23 protein-coding genes and 1 pseudogene are annotated in these 24,052 nt (G+C 64.7%); 9 read left to right on the forward strand and 15 right to left on the reverse strand.

All coding sequences use genetic code 11. The annotated features are described in order from the left end of the window. Positions 1–318 (reverse strand): DUF2849 domain-containing protein, encoded by a 318-nt coding sequence (locus GWG67_RS26145; protein ID WP_007599842.1) that lies wholly within the window; start codon positions 316–318, stop codon positions 1–3. Further along, complete coding sequence (gene cysG / locus GWG67_RS26150; RefSeq protein ID WP_275172262.1) at positions 315–1,739, reverse strand: siroheme synthase CysG; 1,425 nt, start codon at positions 1,737–1,739, stop codon at positions 315–317. Before cysG ends, GWG67_RS26145 begins: the two co-directional genes overlap by 4 nt. 244 nt (positions 1,740–1,983) lie before the next feature. Between cysG and cysD the strand changes: the two genes are divergently transcribed. The 3 genes from cysD (at position 1,984) to GWG67_RS26165 (ending at position 7,173) form a co-directional block, all read left to right on the forward strand. After that, entirely contained in the window at positions 1,984–2,778 is a 795-nt protein-coding gene (cysD, locus tag GWG67_RS26155) for a sulfate adenylyltransferase subunit CysD (protein WP_026232781.1), read from the forward strand. Between the two features lie 19 nt (positions 2,779–2,797). Beyond that, positions 2,798–4,714 (forward strand): adenylyl-sulfate kinase, encoded by a 1,917-nt coding sequence (gene cysC, locus GWG67_RS26160; RefSeq protein WP_275172263.1) that lies wholly within the window; start codon positions 2,798–2,800, stop codon positions 4,712–4,714. 293 nt (positions 4,715–5,007) lie between these two features. After that, on the forward strand, positions 5,008–7,173 hold the full coding sequence (locus GWG67_RS26165; RefSeq protein ID WP_275172264.1) for a malate synthase G: 2,166 nt from the start codon (positions 5,008–5,010) through the stop codon (positions 7,171–7,173). 67 nt (positions 7,174–7,240) lie between these two features. Here the strand turns inward: GWG67_RS26165 and GWG67_RS26170 are convergent, their stop codons facing one another. After that, complete coding sequence (locus tag GWG67_RS26170) at positions 7,241–7,396, reverse strand: Thivi_2564 family membrane protein (protein ID WP_007599832.1); 156 nt, start codon at positions 7,394–7,396, stop codon at positions 7,241–7,243. Between the two features lie 272 nt (positions 7,397–7,668). On the opposite strand from GWG67_RS26170, the pseudogene GWG67_RS26175 reads away from it, so the two are divergent. Then, a pseudogene (locus GWG67_RS26175) lies at positions 7,669–9,671 on the forward strand (methyl-accepting chemotaxis protein). Positions 9,672–9,744: 73 nt separating this feature from the next. Here the strand turns inward: GWG67_RS26175 and GWG67_RS26180 are convergent. Both GWG67_RS26180 and GWG67_RS26185 read right to left on the reverse strand, forming a co-directional pair. Continuing rightward, positions 9,745–10,398, reverse strand: coding sequence for a DUF2865 domain-containing protein (locus tag GWG67_RS26180; RefSeq protein ID WP_275172266.1), 654 nt, complete (start codon positions 10,396–10,398; stop codon positions 9,745–9,747). 17 nt (positions 10,399–10,415) lie between these two features. Continuing rightward, positions 10,416–11,234 carry a L,D-transpeptidase gene (locus GWG67_RS26185; protein ID WP_275172267.1) on the reverse strand — a complete coding sequence of 273 codons (819 nt, stop codon included), beginning with the start codon at positions 11,232–11,234 and terminating at the stop codon, positions 10,416–10,418. A 209-nt stretch (positions 11,235–11,443) separates the two neighbouring features. On the opposite strand from GWG67_RS26185, the gene GWG67_RS26190 reads away from it, so the two are divergent. From GWG67_RS26190 to GWG67_RS26210, 5 genes are all read left to right on the forward strand, one after another. Next, the gene (locus GWG67_RS26190; protein WP_275172268.1) at positions 11,444–12,556 is read left to right on the forward strand and encodes an AI-2E family transporter; all 1,113 of its coding nucleotides are present in this window, start codon (positions 11,444–11,446) and stop codon (positions 12,554–12,556) included. 77 nt (positions 12,557–12,633) lie between these two features. After that, positions 12,634–13,005 (forward strand): YqjD family protein, encoded by a 372-nt coding sequence (locus GWG67_RS26195; RefSeq protein ID WP_007599824.1) that lies wholly within the window; start codon positions 12,634–12,636, stop codon positions 13,003–13,005. 79 nt (positions 13,006–13,084) lie between these two features. Next, positions 13,085–13,540, forward strand: a complete 456-nt coding sequence (locus GWG67_RS26200) for a hypothetical protein (RefSeq protein WP_275172269.1) — start codon at positions 13,085–13,087, stop codon at positions 13,538–13,540. Between the two features lie 176 nt (positions 13,541–13,716). Continuing rightward, on the forward strand, positions 13,717–14,859 hold the full coding sequence (locus tag GWG67_RS26205; protein WP_275172270.1) for an OpgC domain-containing protein: 1,143 nt from the start codon (positions 13,717–13,719) through the stop codon (positions 14,857–14,859). 88 nt (positions 14,860–14,947) lie between these two features. Then, on the forward strand, positions 14,948–15,556 hold the full coding sequence (locus tag GWG67_RS26210) for a TetR/AcrR family transcriptional regulator (protein ID WP_275172366.1): 609 nt from the start codon (positions 14,948–14,950) through the stop codon (positions 15,554–15,556). Here GWG67_RS26210 and GWG67_RS26215 read toward each other — a convergent pair. The 10 genes from GWG67_RS26215 to GWG67_RS26260 all read right to left on the reverse strand — a co-directional run bounded on the left by GWG67_RS26215 (position 15,553) and on the right by GWG67_RS26260 (position 24,020). Then, positions 15,553–17,220 (reverse strand): HWE histidine kinase domain-containing protein, encoded by a 1,668-nt coding sequence (locus GWG67_RS26215; RefSeq protein WP_275172271.1) that lies wholly within the window; start codon positions 17,218–17,220, stop codon positions 15,553–15,555. The genes GWG67_RS26210 and GWG67_RS26215 overlap by 4 nt on opposite strands. Positions 17,221–17,519: 299 nt before the next feature. Then, a complete protein-coding gene (gene ureG, locus GWG67_RS26220) occupies positions 17,520–18,143 on the reverse strand; it encodes an urease accessory protein UreG (RefSeq protein WP_275172272.1) in 624 nt (207 codons plus the stop codon). Between the two features lie 160 nt (positions 18,144–18,303). Continuing rightward, a complete protein-coding gene (locus tag GWG67_RS26225) occupies positions 18,304–19,032 on the reverse strand; it encodes an urease accessory protein UreF (protein ID WP_275172367.1) in 729 nt (242 codons plus the stop codon). Next, positions 19,013–19,639, reverse strand: a complete 627-nt coding sequence (locus GWG67_RS26230; RefSeq protein ID WP_275172273.1) for an urease accessory protein UreE — start codon at positions 19,637–19,639, stop codon at positions 19,013–19,015. The genes GWG67_RS26225 and GWG67_RS26230 overlap by 20 nt, the downstream gene beginning before the upstream one ends. Positions 19,640–19,653: 14 nt before the next feature. Further along, positions 19,654–19,953, reverse strand: coding sequence for a putative quinol monooxygenase (locus GWG67_RS26235; protein WP_007599815.1), 300 nt, complete (start codon positions 19,951–19,953; stop codon positions 19,654–19,656). Between the two features lie 142 nt (positions 19,954–20,095). Then, positions 20,096–21,811 carry an urease subunit alpha gene (gene ureC, locus GWG67_RS26240; protein ID WP_275172274.1) on the reverse strand — a complete coding sequence of 572 codons (1,716 nt, stop codon included), beginning with the start codon at positions 21,809–21,811 and terminating at the stop codon, positions 20,096–20,098. A gap of 37 nt (positions 21,812–21,848) precedes the next feature. Continuing rightward, complete coding sequence (locus GWG67_RS26245) at positions 21,849–22,388, reverse strand: HD domain-containing protein (RefSeq protein ID WP_275172275.1); 540 nt, start codon at positions 22,386–22,388, stop codon at positions 21,849–21,851. Between the two features lie 57 nt (positions 22,389–22,445). After that, positions 22,446–22,751, reverse strand: a complete 306-nt coding sequence (locus GWG67_RS26250; protein ID WP_007599812.1) for an urease subunit beta — start codon at positions 22,749–22,751, stop codon at positions 22,446–22,448. 111 nt (positions 22,752–22,862) lie between these two features. Further along, positions 22,863–23,165, reverse strand: a complete 303-nt coding sequence (locus tag GWG67_RS26255; RefSeq protein ID WP_275172276.1) for an urease subunit gamma — start codon at positions 23,163–23,165, stop codon at positions 22,863–22,865. A gap of 24 nt (positions 23,166–23,189) precedes the next feature. After that, a complete protein-coding gene (locus GWG67_RS26260; RefSeq protein WP_275172277.1) occupies positions 23,190–24,020 on the reverse strand; it encodes an urease accessory protein UreD in 831 nt (276 codons plus the stop codon). Positions 24,021–24,052: the final 32 nt, after the last annotated feature.

The following is a 24,052-nucleotide window of genomic DNA, read 5'->3' on the forward strand; positions in this document are numbered from 1 at the left end:
TTAAACCTGGACCGGCTGTCCGATGGTCACGCCGGTGCGGCGGATCTGTTCGCGCAGATTGCCGGGTTCGACCTTGCCGTCGGCACCGACCTGTACCGGCGCGATATAGGGACCGATCGCGCCGACGTCATCGGCAACGGACTCCGCAAGCAACGCCTTCGCCTCGTCGGAGTTGCGCACGATGGCAGCTTCCGACAGGTCCGCGGACCAGCTCTTGGCGGCGGTGCGGTAAACCACGATGCCGTCCCAAGTGCGGTTGGCGGTCACGACCGAGGGACCGGCGATTTTGATCTTCTTCTGTTCAAGCGGGGAGGTCATTCGGCTGCATCCAATAGGTCAGAGATGATTTGTTTTGGGGTTTGGCGACGATGTGGTCCGGCATGCCGGACCACATCGCCGATGATGAGAATGGCGGGGCCGCCATTTGTCCGTCGCACCAGTTCGGGCAGGTCGCGCAGCGTGCCAATCGCGCCTTGCGCATCGGGACGCGTGACGCGGGCGAACACGCCGACCGGCGTCTCCGGCGAACGGCCGGCGGCCAAGAGGCCGGCGCGTACGGCCGGCGCAGCGGTCATGCCCATGTAGACCACGACGGTCATCCTGGCGTCGGTCAGCGTCGACCAGTCCACGACTTCCGCGTCGCGCGCCTTGTGCGCGGTGAGAAAGGTGATGCGGGTCGCCTCGTGACGGTACGTGAGCGGCACCTCGAAATCGGCGGCGCCGCCGAGGCCTGCAGTGATGCCGGGAATGATCGAATAGGCAACGCCGGCGGCACGCAGCGCTTCGACTTCTTCGCCGCCGCGGCCGAACACGAAGGGATCGCCGCCCTTCAGCCGCACCACACGCTGGCCGGATTGCGCGGCCTCGATCATGCGCTTGTTGATGGCGTCCTGCCCGATGCCGGGCTTGCCAACGCGGCGGCCGACCGGCACGCGGCTGGTGTCACGGCGGATGCGGTCGAGAATTTCAGGCGAGACCAGCTCGTCATGGAAGACGATGTCGGCATCCTGGAGCGCGCGCAGCGCCTTGATGGTCAGCAAATCCGGATCGCCGGGACCGGCGCCGACCAGCGCGACCGAGCCCTCCGGCTTGTCGGCTCGCGCGAACGCGGATGGATCGGAGATCGTTTTCAGCGCCGCCTCAGCCTCGCCTTTGCGGCCGACCAGAACGGCGGCGCCGATTGGGCCGTCGATGACGCGCTCCCAGAAGCGGCGGCGCAGCGGAAACTCGGCAATACGTTCGTTGATGGATTTGCGGAAGCCGCCGATGAACTCGGCCAGCTCGCCGATCCGCGCCGGCAGCAGCGCCTCGATCTTTTCGCGCACGCGCCGCGCCACCACCGGCGACGTGCCGCCAGTGCCGACGGCGACGACGACATCACCGCGATCGACGATCGCCGGGAAGATAAAGCTCGAATGCTCGAGATCGTCCATGACGTTGACGGGCAGGCCGAGCGCCTTGGCGCGGACCGACATCGCCACGCCGACATCGCCTGCGCCGGCACAAACGACAGCGATGATTCCCGAGAGATCGGCGGTCAGCGGATCGGCGGCCGCGATCTCGATACGCGCGGCGTCCTCGGAGCCCAGACCCAGATCCTGATTGCCGTCGATCGCATGCACGCGAATGCGCGCACCGGCGGCTGCGAGCACGCGCAGCTTGGCGCGCAGAAGCTCACCCGCGCCGATGAGAACCACCGGACCGGCCTTGAGATCGAGGAACACCGGCAAGAACCGCATACGATACTCGCTCCCCCAGAGCCGGGGTTGACTGGAATTATTTTCTATATATGTGTCGTTTCGAGCGCGCCAAGAGAAAATTTTTTCTTCTCTCTTGCATCGCAACTATAGAATTTTCGCCTTCAAACGCAAAGTGGCAGAGATGCATCTTCTCAAGGACAATTCCACTGCTGTCGGCTTGGGCAGCCCGGCCGCCGCCGAGCGCGCGCGCACGCAAGAATTTTCTGCTGACCTTGCCCCGAGCATGGACCATCTCGACCAGCTCGAGGCCCAGAGCATCTATATCTTCCGCGAAGCCTTTGGCCGCCTCAAGAAGATCGCCCTGCTGTGGTCGCTCGGCAAGGACTCCAACGTCATGATCTGGCTGGCGCGCAAGGCCTTCTTCGGCCGCCTGCCGTTCCCGGCCCTCCATGTCGACACCGGCAAGAAGTTTCCGGAAATGTATCGCTTCCGCGATCACTACGGCAAGGAATGGGATCTCGATCTGCGTGTCGAGCCTTGCCCGCCGATTGATGCCGTCGACCCAACGCTGCCGCCCGCCGCACGTTCCGCCGCGCGCAAGACCGAGGGCCTCAAGATGGCGCTCGCCAAATACGGTTTCGACGGCCTGATTGCCGGGATCCGCCGCGACGAGGAGGCGACGCGTGCCAAGGAGCGCGTGTTCTCGCCACGCGGCTTGGAGGGCAATTGGGACGTGCGCGACCAGCCGCCGGAGTTCTGGGATCATTTCAATGCGTCGCCGCCGCAGGGCGCGCATCTGCGCATCCATCCGATCCTGCATTGGACCGAGTCCGATATCTGGGCCTACACCAAGCGCGAGAACATCCCGATCATCCCGCTGTATCTGTCGCAAAACGGCAAGCGCTATCGCTCGCTGGGTGATCAGGACATCACCAATCCGGTCGCCTCAAACGCGTCGACTATCGACGAGATCCTGATCGAACTCGAGCAGACCAAGGTGCCGGAACGGTCCGGCCGTGCGCTCGACCACGAGACCGAGGACGCTTTCGAGCGCCTGCGCGTCGCCGGCTATCTCTGATCAAGGACGCGAGCGTCGTATGAATATGATCGTCACCCCCGCATCGCCCGCCACTCCGAACGGCACCACCCGTCCGCAGGTCCGCATCGTCATCGTCGGCCATGTCGACCACGGCAAGTCGACCTTGGTCGGCCGCCTGCTGCACGAGACCGGCAGCCTGCCCGACGGCAAGCTCGACATGCTCAAGGCCGTCAGCGCGCGGCGCGGCATGCCGTTCGAATGGTCGTTCCTGCTCGACGCGCTGCAGACCGAGCGCGACCAGGGCATCACCATCGACACCACGCAGATCCGCTTCCGCACCAATTCGCGCGACATCGTGCTGATCGACGCGCCCGGCCACGCTGAGTTCCTGCGCAACATGATCACCGGCGCCTCGCAGGCCGACGGCGCGGTGCTGATCATCGACGCGCTCGAAGGCGTGCGTGACCAGACAAGGCGGCACGGCTATCTCCTGCATCTGCTCGGCGTGAAGCAGGTCGCGGTCGTCGTCAACAAGATGGACCGCGTCGACTTCGCCGCCGAGCGCTTCAAAGAGATAAGCGACGAGATCTCGGCACATCTGCAAGGCCTCGGTGTGAAGCCCACGGCCGTGATCCCGATTTCCGCCCGAGACGGCGACGGCGTCGCCGAGCGCACCGATCGGATCGGCTGGTACAAGGGCCCCACCGTAGTCGAAGCGCTTGACAGGCTCGAGCCGGCACGGCCGCTGGAAGCGCTGGCGCTGCGGCTGCCGGTACAGGCGATCTACAAATTCGACGATCGCCGCATCGTTGCGGGTCGGATTGAATCCGGCAGCCTCATCGCCGGCGACGAAATCGTGATCATGCCGGCCGGCAAGATCGCCAGGATCAAGACGGTCGAGAGCTGGCCGGTGACGCCGGTCGCGGGCCGACAGGGTGCGGGCCGCTCGGTCGGCATCACGCTCGACCGCGAGCTGTTCCTCGAACGCGGCGATATCATCGCGCATACCAACAGCGCGCCGCGCGAAACGCGGCGGCTGCGCGCGCGGATCTTCTGGCTGCACGACAAGCCGCTGGCCAAGGGCGACCAGCTCCTGGTTCGCTGCGGGCCGAAGGAAAGCCGTGCCACCGTTGTCGCGATCGAGAAGGCGGTCGATCCCGGCGAGTTGTCGAGCGTCGAGAACAAGGCAATCGGCCGCAATCATGTCGGCGAGATCGACATTTCCCTTTCGAATCCGATTGCCACCGACCCCTACACGGAAAACCCGCGCACCGGCCGGCTCGTGATCGAGGTGTCCGGGCGTATCGCCGGCGGCGGTCTGGTGCTGTCGGTCGATGCCGGTCAGCGTGCCCTGCCCGTCGACATCGTGCCGGTGGAATCCGCCCTGCGGCTGGATGAGCGCTCCGCACGCTATCGCCACAACGGCGCCGTGGTCTGGCTCACCGGCCTGCCCGCCTCCGGCAAGTCGACTCTCGCAAAAGCGCTGGAGCGGCGGCTGTTCAGCAATGGCGGCTCGCCGATCCTACTCGACGGCGATACGCTGCGCGCCGGCCTCAACAGCGACCTCGGCTTCTCCGCCGCCGATCGCAGCGAGAACATCCGCCGTCTCGCCGAAGTCGCGACACATCTCGCCCGCAACGGCCACATCGCCATCGTCGCGGCGGTCTCGCCCGCCCGCGAGGATCGCGCCACCGCGCGCCGCATCGCTGACACTTCGTTCCGCGAGATTCACGTCGCGACGCCGGCCGGGATCTGCGAGGAGCGAGACCCCAAGGGCCACTACAAGAAGGCCCGCGCCGGCGCGCTCGCGTCGTTCACCGGTATCGGCAATGACTACGAGCGGCCTGAGGCCGCCGAACTCGTGATCGACACTTCGACGCGGACGGTGGCCGAAGCGGCGGACGAGATCGAACAAATGCTCAAGACGACCGGCGTGCTGTTCGACGAAGTCGTGGACCTCGCCGCGAATATTTGAAGCCGGGCTGCTGCCCCGCTGTCGTCGCCCGGCTTGACCGGGCGACGACAGTATTCCACCGACAGCAGTGATTCAGCCGAGAGGCCGCGGCGTACTGGATTCCCGGCCTTCGCGGGGAACGCCACCGTGCGTGCGCCCCCACCTCGCCTTGACATTTTGACAACTTTTGGGGGCCTTCTCACGGCCCCGATTTTGGGGCTAATAAGACCCCGAAAGCCGCTCCTTGGAGCGCATTTTGCTGCTGTCGGGTCAAAAGCAGCCAAAAACAGCCATTTCCAACAAGAAAGCCCATCATGAAACGCGTCGACGCCCACGGATTGAAGATCGCTCCCGTCCTGTTCGATTTCATCGCCAAGGAAGCGGCCCCGAAGACGGGAATCGCGCCGGATGCGTTCTGGGCCGGGCTTGCCGCCATCATCAAGGAGCTGGGGCCGAAGAACCGCGCGCTGCTGGCGGAGCGCGACACGCTGCAGGCCAAGATCGACGACTGGCACCGCGCCAACAAGGGCAAGGCGTTCGACCTCAACGCCTATACCGCGTTCCTGAAGGAGATCGGCTACCTCGTCCCGGAGCCGGCGACGCAGAAGGTCGAGACCGCCAATGTGGACGAGGAGATCGGCAAGATCTGCGGCCCGCAGCTGGTCGTGCCCCTGACCAACGCACGCTACGCGCTGAACGCGGCGAATGCGCGCTGGGGCTCGCTCTATGACGCCTTCTACGGCACCGACGCGATCCCGCACGATCCATCCGAGAGCGGCAAGGGCTACAACAAGGCGCGCGGCGACAAGGTGATCGCAAAAGCGAAAGCGTTCCTCGATGCAGCCGTGCCGCTGGCGACCGGCAGTCACACCGACGTCACCGCCTACAGCGTGGTCGCGGGCCAGCTCGCGGTGAAGCTGAAGAGCGGCAACGCCACCGCGCTGAAGAACGCCGCGCAATTCGCGGGCTTCCAGGGCGACGCAGCCGCACCGAGCGCGGTGCTGCTCGCCAACAACGGCCTGCATGTCGAGGTGAAGATCGACCGCAGCAGCGCGATCGGCAAGGACGATCCGGCCGGCGTCGCGGACATGGTCATGGAGTCCGCGGTCTCCACGATTCTCGACATGGAAGACTCGGTCGCTGCGGTCGATGCCGAGGACAAGGTGCTGGTCTATCGCAACACGCTCGGCCTGATGAACGGCACGCTGTCGGCCGATTTCGAGAAGGGTGGCAAGACGCTGACGCGCTCGCTCAATGCCGACCGCAGCTACAAGACGCCTGACGGCAAGGGCGAGGTCAAGCTGCACGGCCGCAGCCTGCTCCTGATGCGCAATTGCGGTCACCACATGTTCACCGACGCGGTGCTGGACGACAAGGGCGAGGAGATTCCGGAAGGCTTGCTCGACGCCGCCGTCTCCGGGCTTCTCGCCGTCCATGACTTGAAGGGCAACTCCAGGGTCAAGAACAGCCGCACCGGCTCGGCCTATATCGTCAAGCCGAAGATGCACGGCCCCGACGAGGTGTCGCTGACCTGCGAGATCTTCGATCGCGTCGAGAAGATGCTGTCGCTGCCCGAGAACACGCTCAAGGTTGGCATCATGGATGAGGAGCGGCGCACCACCGTCAACCTCAAGGCCTGCATCCAGCGCGCCTCCAAGCGCATCATGTTCATCAACACCGGCTTCCTCGACCGCACCGGCGACGAGATCCACACCTCGATGGAGGCGGGGCCGATGATCCGCAAGAACGAGATGAAGGCGCAGGCCTGGATCAAGTCCTATGAGGACTGGAACGTCGATATGGGCCTGATCTGTGGCCTGCCCGGCCATGCCCAGATCGGCAAGGGCATGTGGGCGGCTCCCGACAAGATGGCGGACATGCTTACGCAGAAGCTCGCCCATCCGCAGGCCGGTGCCACCACCGCCTGGGTGCCCTCGCCGACAGCCGCGACGCTGCACGCGCTGCACTACCACCAGGTCAACGTCACCTCGCGCCAGCAGGAGCTCACCAAGGGCGGCCCGCGGGCAAAGCTCGAGGACATCCTCACCATCCCGGTGTCGAAGTCGAACTGGGCGCCCGATGACGTCAAGCAGGAGATCGACAACAACTGCCAGGGCATCCTGGGCTATGTCGTGCGCTGGATCGACCAGGGCGTCGGCTGCTCCAAGGTGCCTGACATTCACGACGTCGGCCTGATGGAAGACCGTGCCACCCTGCGCATTTCCAGCCAGCACCTCGCCAACTGGCTGCACCAGGGCGTCATCACCGAAGCCCAGGTGATGGAATCGCTCAAGCGCATGGCGGTCGTCGTCGACAAGCAGAATGCGGGCGATCCCATCTACAAGCCGATCGCGCCCGCCTTCGACGGCACAGCCTTCAAGGCGGCCAGCGACCTCATCTTTAAAGGACGCGAGCAGCCCAACGGCTACACCGAATACATCCTCACCGCTCGCCGCCGCGAGGCTAAGGCGGCGGGGTAGGCCCTAATAAGCGAGCACCAGAAGCCCCGGCTCGCGCCGGGGCTTTTTTTTTGGAGCAGTAGCGCGGCTAGAACACTGCCAGATATTTCAGCAGCGAGACGATGCCGATGATGATGACGACAACGCGCGCGATCTGCTTGGCGCGGCCGTCCATCGGCAGCATGTTGATGAGGTAAAGTACGAGAATGACGACGAGAAAGGTGACGAGGACGCCGACCAACATTGCTAGGACCCCCATTAGGCCAGTTGCTGACGCTTCTTAACGCACAACTCACGTGCCGGTTCCATTGAGGCAACCCTCTGCAACTTCTAGTAATTCCGTACTTCTACCGTCAGTCGGCCTGCCTAAAACTTGACCCTTTTCCTTTCAGATGCAGTCACCGTTTGGGCCCTGAGCCACAAACGGCATGCGATTGCCTGGTCTTGCGTGCCCCTTTTTTCCGATGTTGCCGGGGGCCACTTCACGAACTTTGTAATGGGAATTGGGGGACTTCGATGCTGAATCGTCTGACCGTATCCGCGCTGCTGAAGGCGGTGATCGCGATCAATCGATCTGCGTGGTGATCGCACTCTCGCTCACCGCCTACGAGTCCTGGGATCGCCTGGTCCGCCTCCTGAACGCGACCGAGCCGATGGACGGCGAGATCGAGAAATATCTGCGCGCCCTGCGCGATGCCCAAATGCCCGCCATGGCGCGCGCGCTCCAGCTGCTGCCCAGTATGGACTTCCCGCAGTCGGGCACTCTGGTACCGGAGCTCGCGCGTCTGTTCAAATTGCTGACCGAAGAGCAGAAGCAGTTCTGGGAGGATGTCGCCAAGCCGAAGGACCAGCGCCGCGCCAGCCTGCCCAAGGAATACATGGAGACGACGCAGGGCCTGCTCGACACGCTCGACAAGCTCTCGAACACCTTGGCCGCCACCGTCAATCACCTGGACGCCGCGATCGACCAGCTCCTGTCGATCAAGCAGAACGCCTGGCTGCTCCGCAACACCGCGGGCGAGGCGTCGCTGATCGTCTCGACCGGACTGGCCGCCGGCAAGATCACGCCGGAAGGCCGCTACGCTTATACCCAACATGTCGGCGGCACGAGCGCGATGTGGAAGGCGCTGGAGTTGTCGACGTCCGGCATGCAGTTGCCGGCTGGGCTCGCCTCCGCGATGGCGGCCGCCAAGACCTCCTATTTCGAGCCGCAATATCTGGCCTTGCGCGACCGTCTCGCCGACGCGCTGGTCAAGGGTGAGAAGCCCGAGATGACGGCGAACCAATGGAGCCCGCTCACGGTCGGCCGCATGGCGAGCGCGGTCGCAGTGGCAGAAGGTGCGCTCGATGCTGCCAAGATCCACACGCAGGAGCAGCGCGGCGCCGCAGAGCGCGCACTGATCGTGCAGCTGACGCTGCTGGCGCTCGCCGTGGGGCTTGCCGTCGGCGCGATCATGCTGGTCAATCGCCGCGTCATCACTCCGCTCAACACCATCCGGGATGCCATGCTGAAGGTCGCCGGCGGCGACCTTGCCGTCGATAGCGGCTATCTCGATCGCAACGATGAGATCGGCGCGCTTGCCGGCGCGCTGGAGACCTTCAAGCAGCAGGCCAACGAGAAGCTCAAGATCGAGGCGCAGGAGCGCGAACGCAATGCGGGCGCCTCCGCGCGCCAACGCGCGGTCGAGACCTATGTCGGCGAGTTCGAGGGCGCGGTGCGCAAGACGCTCGGCGAATTGAGCGAAGCCTCCGGCGAAATGCGCAAGACCTCGGGCGATCTCTCCGCGGTGTCGCGGCAGACCAACGACCGCGTGCAGGTCGCGGGCAAGGCCTCCAATGACGCCTCCATGAGCGTCGACAGCGTCGCCGCCGCAGCCGAAGAGCTCAGCGCCTCGATCAACGACATCAGCCAGCAGGCCGCGCATGCCGCGGGCATCGCCAGCCGCGCCGTGACCCAGGCGCGCGACACCGACGGCACGGTGCAGGGACTTCAGAAGTCGGCCGGCCGCATCGGCGAGGTCGTGGGCCTGATCAACACCATTGCGCAGCAGACCAATTTGCTCGCGCTCAACGCCACGATCGAGGCGGCCCGCGCCGGCGAAGCCGGGCGCGGCTTTGCCGTGGTCGCCTCCGAGGTGAAGTCGCTGGCGAGCCAGACCGCCAAGGCAACCGAGGAGATCTCCGAGCAGATCGCCGACATCCAGAAGGTCGCGGGCGACGCCATCAGCGCGATCCAGACCATCGGCGGCATCATCGGCGAAGTTAACGAGGTCGCGACCGCAATCGCCGCCGCCGTGCAGGAGCAGGGGGCGGCCACGCAAGAGATCACCCGCAGCACCCAGTTTGCGGCGCAGGGCACCAAGAACGTCTCGGACAACATCACCGGCGTCAAATCCGATGCTGACGCTGCTGCCGCCGCCGCCGACAACGTAAAGCACGCCTCCGAGATGCTGGAGAGCCAGAGCCGCCAGCTCGGCCATGAGGTCAGCGACTTCCTCGGCAAGATCCGCGCGGCGTAGGATAGGCCGCTTAAAGAGAGCCGCGCCCACACCCTCGGTGTCGTCCTGGCTTTCGCCAGGACGACGTAGACGGCTACTCCTTAGCCACCACCGGCACTTGGCGGAATCTTGCGCGCACCGAATCCGGCAGCGGGGAGAAATTCATTGCGACACCGCGGCGGTCGTTGGCATTGCGGCTGGCGACCACCAGACCGTCGGCGCCCGCGACGATGTCGCCTTTGCGCAAGGTGGGATCGTCGTCGACCTTGACCTGAGCGAGCCCGACCGGATCCTTGCCGTTGCAGGTGCAGCCTGCGACAATCTCATTGCGATAGCGGAACGCGTTGGGCAGGTCGGAATAGGATTTCCCCTTGTCCGTCGTCGCGTCGTCGATGTTGCCGCCATAGACCAGCGAGGTCTCCGAGGCCGGGCAGAAGCTCTTGCAGGATTGCGCCTTGCTCTCGGAATCATTTCCCTGCGCCGGGAAATAACGTCCGTCGCAGCCGCGCACGCAATAGGCCGTGCCGCCGCCATAGGATGCCCGCTGGCGCGGCGTGTCGTAGCGCGGCGTGTCATCGGTCTGGAACGGCATGCGAATCTGGGGCGCCGGCCGCCCGCGGAAGCCGCCGAACAGCGCCGAGAAAAAGTCCTCCGCATGGGCCGATGGCGTCAGCGCGAGGCCGAAGGAGGCAACGGCGACGAATGCCGCCGCGCCACCCGCGAGTTTGCCGATCGAACTTCTCTTCATGTGACCTCGCTCGACCCTTAGTTCACGGCCGAATTCGAAATGTTCAGCGCCTGCCGGCCCGAGGGCAGCGCCGTCACGGCCGGGCGCTTGCGCACGGAATCGCTGCCTTTCGCCATCAGCGGCGCGTTCTTCGGCAGCACAACGACTTTGGCGCCGACATTGACGCGGCCGAACAGGTCGGTGACGTCCTCATTTGTCATGCGGATGCAGCCGGACGAAACGAACTTGCCAATCGTGCTGGGATCGTTGGTGCCATGAATGCGGTATTCGCTCGACCCGAGATACATCGCACGCGCGCCGAGCGGATTAGCGGGGCCGCCCGCGACGAAGCGGGGCAGATAAGGTTGGCGCGCAATCATCTCAGCCGGCGGATGCCAGTCCGGCCATTCCGCCTTGCGGCTGACGCTCTGCACGCCCGACCAGGTGAAGCCCTCGCGCCCGACACCGACGCCATAACGGATGGCGCGGCCCTGTCCGAGCACGTAGTAAAGATAAGTATTGTTGGTATCGATCACGATGGTACCGGCCGGCTCGCTCCGGTCGAAGCTGACAATCTGCTTGCGCAGGCGATCGGGCAGCGCGGCATCCTCGTCGGGCGCCTGCGCGCTCTGGCTTGCATAGCCTTGGTTTGGATAGCCTTGGTTCGCATAGCCTTGGTTCGCATAACCCTGCGAATAGCCCTGGTCCTGAGGGTAGGCCTGATCCTGCGGATAGGTGTAGCCCAGTGTTTGTGCGCTTGCGGCGCCGAACGGCATTGCCAGCAAAGCGGTTGCGAAGGCGAAGGCGGTGATGCGGCGCGGCGATAAGCGGCGTCGGACTGCAGAGAACTTCGTCATGTGCTGCCCCGTTGGATACCCGCATCAGGGTGATGCGCTGGTTCGATCAACGCAGTCGAACCGGCACAAGTTCCGCGGCGCGATGCAGCAGCGACGTCACAGTCAAGCGAGCATCGCTTCACGAAGCCGCGATGGAACCCGCAGCAGGCTTGGACGTTCTTGTCTGGTCATGGGCGCGCGGACCGAAGACTCCGTGCCGGAGAAGTATTGTGCGCGTCCTTCCCAGCGAACGTCTGACTTCCGGCAACGGCGAAGGCACTCCGCTTCCCGAGAGCCACGGCGAACTCCCGCCGGTGATCCGCCGCACCGAGCTCGTCGCCTTCTCGCTCGCCGGACTTCTCCTCATCGCAATCGTCGCGGTGCTCTATGTCGGAAAGGCGTTCTTTCTGCCTGTGGTAATGGCGTTCGTCACCGGCACGATGCTCTCGCCGGCAGCGACCTTCCTGGAGAAACAGAAAGTGCCGCGGAGTCTCGCCGCCGCGCTGATCGTGTTCGCGGTGACCGCCGTAGTCGGCTTCATCGTCGCGCTGATTGCCTCGCCGGCGATGGAATGGAGCTCGCGCCTGCCCGAACTCGGCGCGCAGTTGAAAGACAAGGTCCACGTGTTAGACCGGCCGCTGGCGCTGTGGCGAGAGCTGCAGACGATGCTCGGCGGCTCGGAGGGATTGCCGAGCCTCCAGATGCCGAAATTCGAGTGGGTACAGCCGACGATCGAATTCCTGTCACCGACCTTTACCGAATTTCTGCTGTTCTTCGTCACCCTGATCCTGTTCATCGCCAGTTGGCGGGACCTGCGACGGGCGATGATCATGACCTTCAGCGATCATGACGCACGGTTGCGCACGCTTCGCATCCTCAACGAGATTGAGGTCCATCTCGGCAGCTATCTCTTGACCGTCACCCTCATCAATGTCGGCGTCGGCGTCGCCGCCGGCCTAGTCTGTGCCCTCACCGGAATGCCCAATCCGGCTGGCCTCGGCGCGCTCGCGGCCACCCTCAATTTCATTCCGATCATCGGACCGGTGGCCATGTTCGCCATTCTGGTCGTGGTGGGACTGGTCACCTTCCCGACTGTCAGCGGCGGCCTGATGGCGGCGCTCGCCTTTGGCGGCATCACCTTCCTGGAGGGACATTTCGTCACGCCGACCATCATCGGCCGGCGGCTGGCGCTCAATGCGCTCGCGGTGCTGCTGGCGCTGGCGTTCTGGACTTGGCTGTGGGGCCCGATGGGTGCGTTCCTGTCGTCGCCGCTGCTGATCGTAGCCCTGATCCTGAAGGAGCATCTGTTGCCGGAGGATTCGCCGCAGCTCCCGCAGGACTAACGGTTTCCGTGAACGGAACTTACCCGACGACGAAACGTTTCCCGGCTGTCTCAACCGTCAGCAGTTCGGAGCCCCTGATGTCCACCACCAATGCCGAAGCCGGGATGAGAGACTGGACCGACAAAGCCACCCGAGAACGCCTCGAGAAGGATGTAGCAGCCGTGAAAAGCGATATCGCCGCCCTCACTGATCAGATCACCGACGCGCTCAATACTTTTGCCAACTCATCGGGCAAGCAGGCCCGCCGCGGCTATCGCCAGGCGCGCGAGAACGTGGATTCCGCGATCGACGACATGTCGGAGCGCGGCAGCGCGATGATGGGCGCGGCACAGGAGGCCTACGGCTCGATCGAGGAGACGCTGGAGGACGCGATCAGCCAGCGGCCGCTCGCGACCGTCGGGCTCGCGCTCGGCATCGGCTTCCTGATCGGCGCGGCCTGGCGCCGCTGAGGTCGCGAAGGGGGTATCGAGACGGTGGCGCAGCAGCGGCGCCGCCGGTGCCGGCTTGTGGGATCTGAGGAGCAAGGCCATGTTTCAGCGCATCATCGACGGGATCAGCGCATCCACCGGCACCACTGTGCGGCTGACCTCGCTGGCAGCAGGCGCGGCGTTCGCACTGTTCATCACCACGTGCTTCCTGTGCGCGGCGGCGTTCATTTCGGTGCTCAACAAATATGGTCCGGTGCAGGCCTGCCTCACCGGTGCAGGCATCTTCTTTCTGCTGACTCTGACCGCGGCGGTGAGCTATTGGGTCTACAAACGGCAGCTGCGCAAGCAAGCTCATATCGCGGCCGAGCGCGCCACGAAGTCGGCCGCCTCGAGCATGCTCGCGGATCCCATGCTGCTTGCTACCGGACTCCAGATCGCTCGCGCCATCGGGATCAAGCGGCTGTTGCCGATCCTGGCGATCGGCGGCGTCGCCCTCGGAATCATGGCGAGCCGCGCCGGCGCACCCGACGAGGTCTCGGCTGAACCTGCCGAGTAGCAGCTAGCGCACCTTAGAAAATTTCGTTCCAAGTCCCGCGAACGCATCTATCGACTCGGCACCGGCGGCCTTCGCCACTATTGCGCCGTTTGCCTGCGCCATCACGCAAACGCTACTCGGATAGGCAGGCGGTTGCCGCTAAAAGCAGCGCCCCTGATTCCAAAAGCCATTTTTCGATGAAACCGTCCGTCCAGGCGAACCTCGCCGCATTCCATCACGACCCCCGGCTCTATTTGACGCTCGGTATCGCCAACTGGTCGGTTTTCGTCGACCACATCCCGAACAACGTCGTCAATTTGCTGACGCTGCGCAACTTCGGCTTCAGCGGCGCCGCAGACTTGTTCGTGTTCGTGGTGGGCTATGGCGTCGCGATCATTCACGGCAGGATAGCACTGGAGCGCGGCTACGTCGTCGCGGCGACGCGCATCTTTCGCCGCGTCTGGCGGCTGTATGCCGCCTATGTCGTGCTGTTCGTGATCTATATCGACACCATCGCCTATGTCGCCTCGCAATCCAAGGCGCCCGAGATCATCCACGAATACAACATATCGGGAATTCTCGAGCACCCGCTGCGTATCCTGGTGCGCGGCCTCGTGCTCCAGGAGGAGCCGCTGAATCTCGACCTGTTACAGCTGATGATACCGCTGATGGCCTTCTTTCCGTTCGCGCTGTGGGGGCTGTTGCGGCGGCCGAACCTGACGCTTGCGGCATCGGTCGCGCTGTACGTTGCGGCACGCTGGTTCGACTGGAATTTCCGGGTCTATCCGGACCAGGAGTGGACCTTCAACCCGTTCTGCTGGCAGATGCTGATGGTGCTGGGCGGCTGGTTCGCCGTGACCGGTGCGTCGAGCCGCGCGCTGCACGGCCTGTCCTGGCTGCGCGTGCTCGCAGGCGCCTATCTCGTATTCGCGATGGCGATCACGCTGATGCGCCACTCGCCGGCGCTTGCCGCCTACCTACCGGACATCGTACTCGACAACATCACGCCGACCGACAAGGAAAACCTCGCACCCTATCGCGTGGTCCACTTCCTCGCGCTCGCTTTCCTCGCGACACATCTCGTCCCGGCCGATCATCCCGGCCTGCAATGGAGATCGCTACGGGCGGTCATCAGATGCGGCGAGGAATGGCTCGCGGTGTTCTGCGTCGGCGTATTCCTGTCCTTAGCCGGCCATCTCATCCTGATCACCGGCGCAAATCTGGTGGTGATGCAGATCGCCGTGAGTCTGGCCGGCTTCGCGGCGATGGCCGCGGTTGCATATTACATCGCCTGGTCGAAGCGGCAGGACCTGCCCGCGGCCTTGCGGCAGCAGGCCTAACCCGGCACCTTCCGATTCCGCTAGGCCGGCCATCACGGCTGGGCTATGCGGAGCGGCAGCGGATTGCGCGAGGAGACCGGGCGTGGTGATGGCGAATGGCGGGGGTGAGGGAGCCGAGACCGCGCCCCGGCGCGGCCGGCCGAGGTCGATCGAGACCACCAACGCCATTCTCCAAAGCGCCTATGCGCTGATGGCCACCACCGGCCTTGCCGCCACCACCATCGACGCGATCGCGCGCCACTCCAGCGTCTCCAAGATGACGATCTACAAATGGTGGCCGTCCCGCGAAGCCTTGCTGATCGACGCCTTCCTTCACCATGCCGCGCAGATGCTGCCGCTGCCGCCTGCAAACTCGGGCAGCCCTGCCGCGCGCGCACGCCGCCATGCCGCGGCCTATGCCGAAGCGCTCCAGGGCGAGTTCGGCAAGGTCCAGCTCGCCGTCATCTCCGAATGCATCTCCAAGACCGGCTCGGCGGAGCTGTTCTACGCCCGCTACCTGCAATTCCGGCGCGACGCGCTGATCGAGATGATCGCCGCGGGCCAGAGCGACGGCAGCATTCTGGCGGAAGCACCGCCCCAGGATCTCTACGACGCGATCTATGGCGGCCTATTCTACCGCTACGTCTTCGGCATCGCGCCGGTCACACCGGCCTACGCGCGGACTCTGGTTGACCTCGTGCTGCGGCCGAAGATCTAGGGCGCTTTCCGCGCCGGCCGGATCGGTGCTGACAGCTTGTCGGTACGGTCGCGCTCGGTCATATCCTCGACCGTCTCCATCGGCGCGGTCAGCTCGTAGACATAGGAGACATCGGTGAAATAGCGCTTGGCGGTGCCGCCGAGCGCCTCGGGCGCGACGCGGTCGAGCAGGATCAGGCCGAAATCGGAATCGGGGCGGCGCGTCGCTTCGCTGGTGTTGAACTCCTCCCAGCGGAAATAGAAGACCTCGCCGGCCCCCTCGTTCGTCACCGTCCAATTGGCAGTGATGTGCGGATGCTTGCCGACCAGCGACAGGCCCTCGTCGGAGTGCGAGGCGAGCTCGAAGAACAGCAGCGACAGGCTCTGCGCCGCGCGCGCGCTGACTGCGATATCAGGACCGGTAACGGCGATGCGGTCGGCATGCGGAATGGCGCGCGCCTCGAACAGGCCCTTCAGCTTGACGCCCTGCCATTGGCTCTCGCTGAGCAACGAGACGACATTGGACATGGCGTGGATGCGCCCGATCAGGAGCTCGCGCGCGACATCGATGTCGGAGCCATGGCGCAGCGTGCGGGTCACGATCGACTGGATCACCGCCAGGATGTTCTTAACCCGATGGTTGAGCTCGTCGATGACAGCCGTCAGCCGGCGCTCGAAGCCGATTCTGACCTGGATTTCCCGGCTGAGCCGCAAATTGTTGTAGGCGACATAGCCGAACAGGCCGCACACCATCGCGGTGATCGCAAAGCCGATCGCCGCCACGATGATCGCAGTCTGCTCGGCGCGGCGCGCCGAATTGGTCTTGGCGTAATAGCCGAGCTGCCAGTCGCGACCACCGAAGCTCACCGTGCGCGTCGCCGACGGCGCCGCCCCATCGGCTGCCGTCGTTCTGGCCGAGACCACGCCTTGATCGTTGGCGACGAGCTCGCCGCCCTCCCGGCGCGGATCCTTCAGCGCGACCGCGAACAAAGACATGTCGTCGTTGGTCAGCATCAGGGAAGAGAGCTCGTAGGAAAATGTGATGAAGCCCGCCGGCTCCGTTGCGCCCTCGGGGATGACGGGAGCGGCCACAATGATGCCGATCGGCCCGTCGCCTCGCAGGAGGGCAACCGGTTCTGAGGCAACCGATCTCTTCTCCACTCTGGCGCGCGTCAGCATGGCGCTGCGCACCTGATCCTGGTCGTAACTGCGGCCGGGCAGCCCCTTGGTCTCGTTGCTGCGCGGCTCGAGATCCAGCAGCACGTCGATCGGCTGGGTGACACCTGCCGGATCGATCGGCTTGTCGTCATAGGTGCGGATTCGCGGATTGGGGAAGCCGGCGCTCGCGATGGCGGTCTGCGCTGCGGCAAGCTCGTTCGGTTTGAGGCGGGCAACCCAGCCCGCCACCACGAAATCGGTCTTGAAGGCGTAGATGGCCGAGCGCAACGGCTCGAGCATGTTGGGCTTGAGCACCGACGGCGCCCGGAACAGACCGGAGGCAACCCGCGCGAGAAGTTCGCGCTCGGTGAGCCGGTCCTGGACCAGGCTCGCATGGACGTCGATCGCGCGCGCCAGCGCGATCCGGTCCAGCGCCAGCTCCTGGTCGTGGACGCGATAAGCCGCGAGCCCGGAGAGCAGGGCTCCGAGAAGAGCAATGAAGCCGATGATGAAACCCAGCCTGACCACGCGACTACTCAGGCGAAAGCAGGAGGTCGGCAATAAACACGGAGCATATGGACGCCGCTCGAACGGGCACGTGCCGAAACAGGGTGAACCCCAATGGCCGAGATAATGGAGGAGGAGGCATCGATACGCAACTTGGGTCGCCTGAAAAGCTCAAATCCGCCCAGCCGATGGTCCGGCCGGGACGGACTTGCTCCGGGCACCGGAGGTAATCAATCGCCGTGACCGAAATTTGTTCCGCGGACACGACTCTGCCCAAGGCGTTAACGGGGGGAAACGCCTGCGTTAGGTCGTCGCGCCGGTCAGCCGGCCCGTTTCAAGCCGCCTTTGGCCTCAATGAAGCCGATGATGCGGTCCAGCCCCTGGCTCTTCTTCAGATTGGTCATGACGAACGGTCGCTCGCCGCGCATGCGCCTGGCGTCCGTCTCCATCTTTTCCAGGGAAGCGCCGACATAGGGCGCCAAGTCGATCTTGTTGATGACAAGGAGGTCGGACCGGGTGATGCCGGGGCCGCCCTTGGACGGGATCTTGTCGCCGGCCGCCACGTCGATGACGTAAATGGTGAGATCGGCAAGCTCCGGGGAAAAAGTGGCAGCGAGGTTATCACCGCCGGATTCGATCAGCACGAGATCGAGCCCGGGAAACTTGGCGCGCATATCCGCCACCGCGGCGAGATTCATCGAGGCATCCTCGCGGATCGCGGTGTGCGGGCAGCCGCCGGTCTCGACCCCGGCAATGCGATCCGGCGTCAGCGAGCCCGAGCGTACCAGGAATTCCGCATCCCATTTGGTGTAGATGTCGTTGGTGATCGCGGCGATGTCGTAGCGCTCGCGCATGGTCTTGCAGAGCAGGTCCATCAGCGCGGTCTTGCCCGATCCGACCGGACCGCCGACACCGACACGCAAGGGGCCGTGGGAAGTAGGCATTGAGTGTTTCCTATCGTCGTCCTGGCGAAAGCCAGGACCCATTACCACTGAACCCCGATTGTCACGGCACGCTGGAGCCACATCTGTGCATAGCCACGCGCACTCGTGGTTATGGGTCCTGGCTTTCGCCAGGACGACGATGGAAAGCTGCGCACCCCGCTCATGACCGAAACAGCCGCGTATATTGCGTCTCGTGCCGCAGGCTGGCGAGGTCGGCGCGAAACGTCGCGCCGCCGAGATCGTCCAGCGTCGCATTCAGCGCACGATTTGCAGTCCCGGCAACCGCGGCTTCCAGCCTCACCAGCACGCGCTGGCTGTCGGTCTGGCCGAGCGGAACGAGCCGGCTGGCCGCGGAAATCCAGTTCGAGACCAGCGCATGCAGGAAGGCGTGCAGCGTCGGCGCCAGCGGCACGCCGTGCATCGCGGCGACCACGCCAACAGCAACGGGATAGACCAACGGCGTGCGGCACGACGCAACCATGGCATCCAGCCCGTCGGCATCCCACGCGGCGCGGGCGATGTCGATGAAGGCACGGCCCTGCGATGTCGTCTCCAGCTGCCGCTCGCGCGACGGCACGAAGGCCGCGGCGAGCTCGGCGATATCGCTCAAGGTGTCGCCCTCGCCCGCTTCAGTGGCGCGATAGGCGTGGACCAGAAAGGTCGCATCGCAGAAGCCCGAGCCATCGCGAAGCATCGCATCGAGCCAGTCCGCCAGCGACGCGGTGTCGGTGATGTCGCCGGCCTCGACCGCCCATTCGATGCCGCTCGAGTAGGAAAAGCCCCCGACGGGAAACGCGGGCGACAGCCAGGTCATCAGCCGGTACAGCGCCGCCGCCTCGCGCTCCGCGAGGTCGCGGGCCGCGACCGGCTCATTTGTGGTCATGAGCATGCTTGTGGCCGTGGTCATGGTCGGGGTGATCGCAATGCTCGTCGTGGTGGTGATGGTGAGCGTGACCGTCGCCATGTGCGGCATGACCATGGTGGTGATCATGACCGTGATGATCATGATGATCATCGTGGCCATGATCGTGATGCGCGTGGTCGTCGTGTCCATGGGCATGACCGGCATCGGCATAGGCGCCGCCCTCGGGATCGAACGGCGCCTCGATCTCGATCACGCGCGCGCCGAGGCCCTTCACCATGGCTTCGATGACGTGGTCGCGGCGGATGCGCAGGCCCTTGGCCATGATCTGCGTCGGCAGATGGCGATTGCCGAGATGCCAGCCGACGCGAATGAGGTGGTGCGGATCGTGGCCGCGGATCTCAAGCAGCGGCTCGGGTGCCGCGACCACTTCCACCAGGCGGCCATCCTCCAGCACCAGCGCATCGCCGCCGCGCAGCGCGACGGCATTCTCCAGGTCGAGCAGGAACTCGAGCCCCCGCGTCCCCGTCATCGCCATGCGGCGGCGGTGTCGATCGTCGAAATCGAGCACGACCGTATCCGCCGGCGCTTCCGCGAAGCGGTGTTGTCCCCTGACCTGCGTCGCCCGGATCATGCGCTTTTACCCCGTTACCGTGTCTCGACCTTCTCGGGCGTGATCACTTCGATTTTTGGCGGCGCCGTAAAACACTTCACCGCGACGCGGCCGAACGTCTTCATGTGCTCCATGGCGCGATGCGGCACCAGCGCCTCGGCATTCTCCCACTGCTCGACGAACACCATCTTGGCGGGATCGGTGACGCTCTCGTGCAAATCATAGGCGATATTGCCGGGCTCTTTCCGCGTCTCCTTGATGCAGGCAGTGGCAGCTGCAATGAATTCGGCGCGCGTTTCGGGCTTGATGGTCAAGGTGGCGACGACGTAGATCACGAGAAATCCTCCCGGCTTTTCTTCTGGGCTTCAGATACCCGGCGGGACCTTAGACCAGGCGGGATCGAACGCAAAACCCGGAAAAGCGGCCCCCGGATATGCGACCAAGACATGGTCCGGAGACATGGGTTGAGGCGCTATTTCAGTACATGAAATATCGCTGCGCCATCGGCAGCACCTCGGCGGGGGCGCAGGTCAAAAGCTCGCCGTCGGCGCGGACCTCATAGGTCTCCGGATCGACCTCGATATTGGGGGTGGCGTCGTTGTGGATCATGCTCTTCTTCGAGATCCTGCCGCGGGTGTTCTGGACCGCATAGAGCTTCTTGTCGATGCCGAGCTTGCGCGCGAGGCCGCCGGTGATGGCGGCCTTCGAGGTGAACACCACGGAGGACGCGGTCACCGCCTTGCCGAAGGCGCCGAACATCGGCTGGTAATGCACCGGTTGCGGGGTCGGAATCGAGGCGTTGGGATCGCCCATGGGAGCGGCGACGATCATGCCGCCCTTGACGACACAATCCGGCTTGACGCCGAAGAAGGCCGGCGACCACAGCACGAGATCGGCGAGCTTGCCCTTCTCCACCGAGCCGATCAGCTTCGAAACGCCATGGGCGATCGCGGGATTAATGGTGTATTTGGCGATGTAGCGCTTAACCCGGAAATTGTCGTTGTCCTTGCCCTTGTCCTGCGGCAGCGAGCCGCGCTGCTTCTTCATCTTGTCGGCGGTCTGCCAGGTACGGATGATGACCTCGCCGAGGCGGCCCATGGCCTGGGAATCCGAGGAGATCATCGAAAGCGCGCCGAGATCATGCAGGATGTCCTCGGCCGCGATGGTCTCCTTGCGGATGCGGCTTTCGGCGAACGCGAGATCTTCCGCGATCGAGGGATCGAGGTGGTGGCACACCATCAGCATGTCCAGATGCTCGTCGATGGTGTTGCGCGTAAAGGGCCGCGTCGGATTGGTCGAGGACGGCAGCACGTTCTTCAGTCCCGCGACCTTGATGATATCGGGGGCGTGACCGCCGCCAGCGCCCTCGGTGTGGAAGGCGTGGATGGTGCGGCCCTTGAACGCCTTGATCGTATCCTCGACGAAGCCGGATTCGTTGAGCGTGTCGGTGTGGATCATCACCTGGATGTCGTAGTCGTCGGCCACCGACAGGCAGGTGTCGATCGCGGCCGGCGTGGTGCCCCAGTCTTCGTGCAGCTTCAGCGCACAGGCGCCGGCCTTGATCATCTCGACCAGCGCGGCGGGCCGCGAGGCGTTACCCTTGCCGGAGATGCCGATATTGACCGGGAAGGCGTCGAACGACTGGATCATCCGCCCCATGTGCCACGGACCCGGCGTACAGGTGGTAGCGAAGGTGCCATGCGAGGGACCGGTGCCGCCGCCCAGCATCGAGGTGACGCCGGACATCAGCGCGTGCTCGATCTGCTGCGGGCAGATAAAGTGGATGTGGCTGTCGAAGCCGCCGGCGGTCAGGATCTTGCCCTCGCCCGCGATCACATCGGTGCCCGGGCCGATGATGATGGTGACTCCCGGCTGAATGTCGGGATTGCCGGCCTTGCCGATGCCGGCGATCATGCCATCCTTGATCGCGACGTCGGCCTTCACGATGCCCCAGTGATCGACGATCAGCGCATTGGTGATGACGGTGTCCGCCGCGCCCTGCTTGTTGGTGACCTGCGACTGGCCCATGCCGTCGCGGATCACCTTGCCGCCGCCGAACTTCACTTCCTCGCCGTAGGTGGTGAAATCCTTCTCGACCTCGATGATGAGGTCGGTGTCGGCCAGCCGCACCTTGTCGCCGGTGGTCGGGCCGAACATGTCGGCATAGACGGAACGCTTTATTTTGACGGACATCACAAGCCCCGTTTGCGTTTGAATGTTGGATCGGCGCTCACAGCGAGGTCCTCGCTGTAAGCACCATGTCGTCGAATGTCGTATCGATCCAAGAGTTGTCGCCGCGGCAACCGGCGACAACCTGCTCGGCCCAGTCGGTGTAATCGACGAGGTCGTCACGTTCCTCGGCCGTCGGATCGGAATGTACGCGCGCGCCGATATTACTGATCTTGTCGGCGATCTTGATCAGCCTGGCGCCAGCCGATTTTTTCGGTGCGTCGAGCACCTGACGCCGCCGCCGCTCCGGCTTAGGCAGGCTCATATCGTCGGTGCATTCCTCGACAAGCGACGCGACACGGTCGGAGAATTTTTGCGCGAGCTCCTCGCGCGTGGTGTCGGTGTCCTCGATCGCATCATGCAGCCAGCCGGCTGCAACAAGTTCGGCGTCGGCGCCGTCGGTCGCGGTGGCAAGCAGGTTCGCGACCTCGGCGAGGTGGTTGATGTAAGGCTCATGACCGCGGCCCTTGCGCGCCATCCCGTTGTGACGGCGCGCGGCGAGCTCGGCGGCTTCGGAGACGAGGCGGACAGGTGACAGCATGGCAAAGTCCTCCGTTTTCGCCTCAACCGTGCCGCGCCACGCTCGTTCCTGTGGAATTCACAGCTTCCCCATCACGTCGCCGCGGAATCCGTAGATGGTCTTCTTCCCGGCCACCGCGACGAGCTGAACGTCGCGGGTCTGGCCCGGCTCGAAGCGAACCGCGGTGCCGGCGGCGATGTCGAGGCGCATGCCGCGGGCCTTCTTGCGGTCGAACTTCAGGGCCGGGTTGGTCTCGAAGAAATGGTAATGCGAGCCGACCTGGATCGGACGGTCTCCGGTGTTGGCAACCGTCAGCGTCACCGTCTTGCGGCCGGCGTTGAGCTCGATCTCGCCGTCCTGGATGAAGAGTTCGCCGGGGATCATTCTATCCTCCTCGTCATTCCGGGGCTCGCGCAACGAGAACCCGGAATCTCGATCAACAATTGCTGGAATCCGGGTTCGCCCTTCAGGCGCCCCGGAATGACGAATTCAAAACTACCTAATCGGTTCGTGCACGGTGACGAGCTTGGTGCCGTCCGGAAAGGTCGCCTCGACCTGGATGTCGTGGATCATCTCGGGAATGCCCGGCATCACCTGGTCGCGGTTGAGGACCTGCGCGCCCGCCTGCATCAACTCGGCGACGGTGCGACCGTCCCGCGCGCCCTCGAGGATGAAATCGGAGATGAGCGCGATCGCCTCGGGATGGTTGAGCTTGACGCCGCGATCCAGCCGGCGGCGGGCTACGATCGCCGCCATCGAGATCAGAAGCTTGTCCTTTTCGCGGGGAGACAGGTTCATGCGAAATCTCTTCCGTTCACTTCGTCAATTCAACCAGAGTCGCGGTAGCGCCGCGCCGGTGCGCGCCAATACGGCCATCATGTCACCGCGCAAGCGCGCCGCATCTTGGGCACAGAACCGCGCCATTGCAAAGCCATTCCAGGCGGATATCCCGACCTCGCCGGCGAAGGATTCCGAGGCCTCGCGGAGACGCTCGATCAGGGCCTCGTCGCCGGGCACGATCAGCGCCGTGCCGATCGCAGCGCCGCCCTTGGCCACCGCCGATCGCGCAAGCTTGGCGCCGATATTGCCGTCCAGCCTGACGGTCTCGGCGAACACCAGCTTGCCGCCGCGACGCAGCCGCCAGCGGTCGACGAACTCGCCCTGCTCCATCCGTTCACCCATCGCGGTACGGCCGAACACCACGATCTCGCACAGCAGGAGCGAGGCAGTCGCATCGAGGTCTATGTCGAAGCGACGCCGCACGCGCGCCCGGTCGAACAGGATCGTCTCCTGCGGCAGCCAGCCGAGATGTGCGCCTGCGGCAACCTTCAGCGCTATATTGAGCTCCGCCGCCTGCCCTGGCGCGCGGTAAACCTTTTCGGCGGCCGCCGTCGTCAACGTCAGCTTCGCACCATCTGCGGCCGCGATCTCGATGTCGAAGCGGTCGCCGCCGGCGACACCACCGGCCGTGTTGACGAACACGCCGGACAGACCCTCGTCCTCCGGCGAAGGGAAGCGCACGCGTAGGGAGCCGGACTCATGCAAGATCCCGCGACGTGTCACACCGTCGCGCGCGTGAACGTCGAAGCGCACCGCGCCGCGGGCACGGTTGGCGTCGAACACCGAAGATGTCGCTAAAACGTCGCTGCGCATCCGCCTCCCCAGCCGGTCGCGGCAGAATGTGC

Origin of the sequence: Bradyrhizobium sp. CSS354 (assembly GCF_029051725.1) — a bacterium.
Classification (GTDB): domain Bacteria; phylum Pseudomonadota; class Alphaproteobacteria; order Rhizobiales; family Xanthobacteraceae; genus Bradyrhizobium.

Bases quoted from the DNA above. Each gene is read 5' to 3' on its own strand.
- cysC (WP_275172263.1), top strand. From the start codon at position 2,798: ATGAATATGATCGTCACCCCCGCATCGCCCGCCACTCCGAACGGCACC.
- GWG67_RS26260 (WP_275172277.1), bottom strand. From the start codon at position 24,020: ATGCGCAGCGACGTTTTAGCGACATCTTCGGTGTTCGACGCCAACCGT.
- GWG67_RS26230 (WP_275172273.1), bottom strand. From the start codon at position 19,639: ATGATCCGGGCGACGCAGGTCAGGGGACAACACCGCTTCGCGGAAGCG.
- GWG67_RS26165 (WP_275172264.1), top strand. From the start codon at position 5,008: ATGAAACGCGTCGACGCCCACGGATTGAAGATCGCTCCCGTCCTGTTC.
- GWG67_RS26170 (WP_007599832.1), bottom strand. From the start codon at position 7,396: ATGTTGGTCGGCGTCCTCGTCACCTTTCTCGTCGTCATTCTCGTACTT.
- GWG67_RS26195 (WP_007599824.1), top strand. From the start codon at position 12,634: ATGTCCACCACCAATGCCGAAGCCGGGATGAGAGACTGGACCGACAAA.
- ureG (WP_275172272.1), bottom strand. From the start codon at position 18,143: ATGCCTACTTCCCACGGCCCCTTGCGTGTCGGTGTCGGCGGTCCGGTC.
- ureC (WP_275172274.1), bottom strand. From the start codon at position 21,811: ATGTCCGTCAAAATAAAGCGTTCCGTCTATGCCGACATGTTCGGCCCG.
- GWG67_RS26250 (WP_007599812.1), bottom strand. From the start codon at position 22,751: ATGATCCCCGGCGAACTCTTCATCCAGGACGGCGAGATCGAGCTCAAC.
- GWG67_RS26210 (WP_275172366.1), top strand. From the start codon at position 14,948: ATGGCGAATGGCGGGGGTGAGGGAGCCGAGACCGCGCCCCGGCGCGGC.
- GWG67_RS26200 (WP_275172269.1), top strand. From the start codon at position 13,085: ATGTTTCAGCGCATCATCGACGGGATCAGCGCATCCACCGGCACCACT.
- cysD (WP_026232781.1), top strand. From the start codon at position 1,984: ATGGACCATCTCGACCAGCTCGAGGCCCAGAGCATCTATATCTTCCGC.
- cysG (WP_275172262.1), bottom strand. From the start codon at position 1,739: ATGCGGTTCTTGCCGGTGTTCCTCGATCTCAAGGCCGGTCCGGTGGTT.
- GWG67_RS26245 (WP_275172275.1), bottom strand. From the start codon at position 22,388: ATGCTGTCACCTGTCCGCCTCGTCTCCGAAGCCGCCGAGCTCGCCGCG.
- GWG67_RS26205 (WP_275172270.1), top strand. From the start codon at position 13,717: ATGAAACCGTCCGTCCAGGCGAACCTCGCCGCATTCCATCACGACCCC.
- GWG67_RS26225 (WP_275172367.1), bottom strand. From the start codon at position 19,032: ATGCTCATGACCACAAATGAGCCGGTCGCGGCCCGCGACCTCGCGGAG.
- GWG67_RS26180 (WP_275172266.1), bottom strand. From the start codon at position 10,398: ATGAAGAGAAGTTCGATCGGCAAACTCGCGGGTGGCGCGGCGGCATTC.
- GWG67_RS26145 (WP_007599842.1), bottom strand. From the start codon at position 318: ATGACCTCCCCGCTTGAACAGAAGAAGATCAAAATCGCCGGTCCCTCG.
- GWG67_RS26185 (WP_275172267.1), bottom strand. From the start codon at position 11,234: ATGACGAAGTTCTCTGCAGTCCGACGCCGCTTATCGCCGCGCCGCATC.
- GWG67_RS26255 (WP_275172276.1), bottom strand. From the start codon at position 23,165: ATGAACCTGTCTCCCCGCGAAAAGGACAAGCTTCTGATCTCGATGGCG.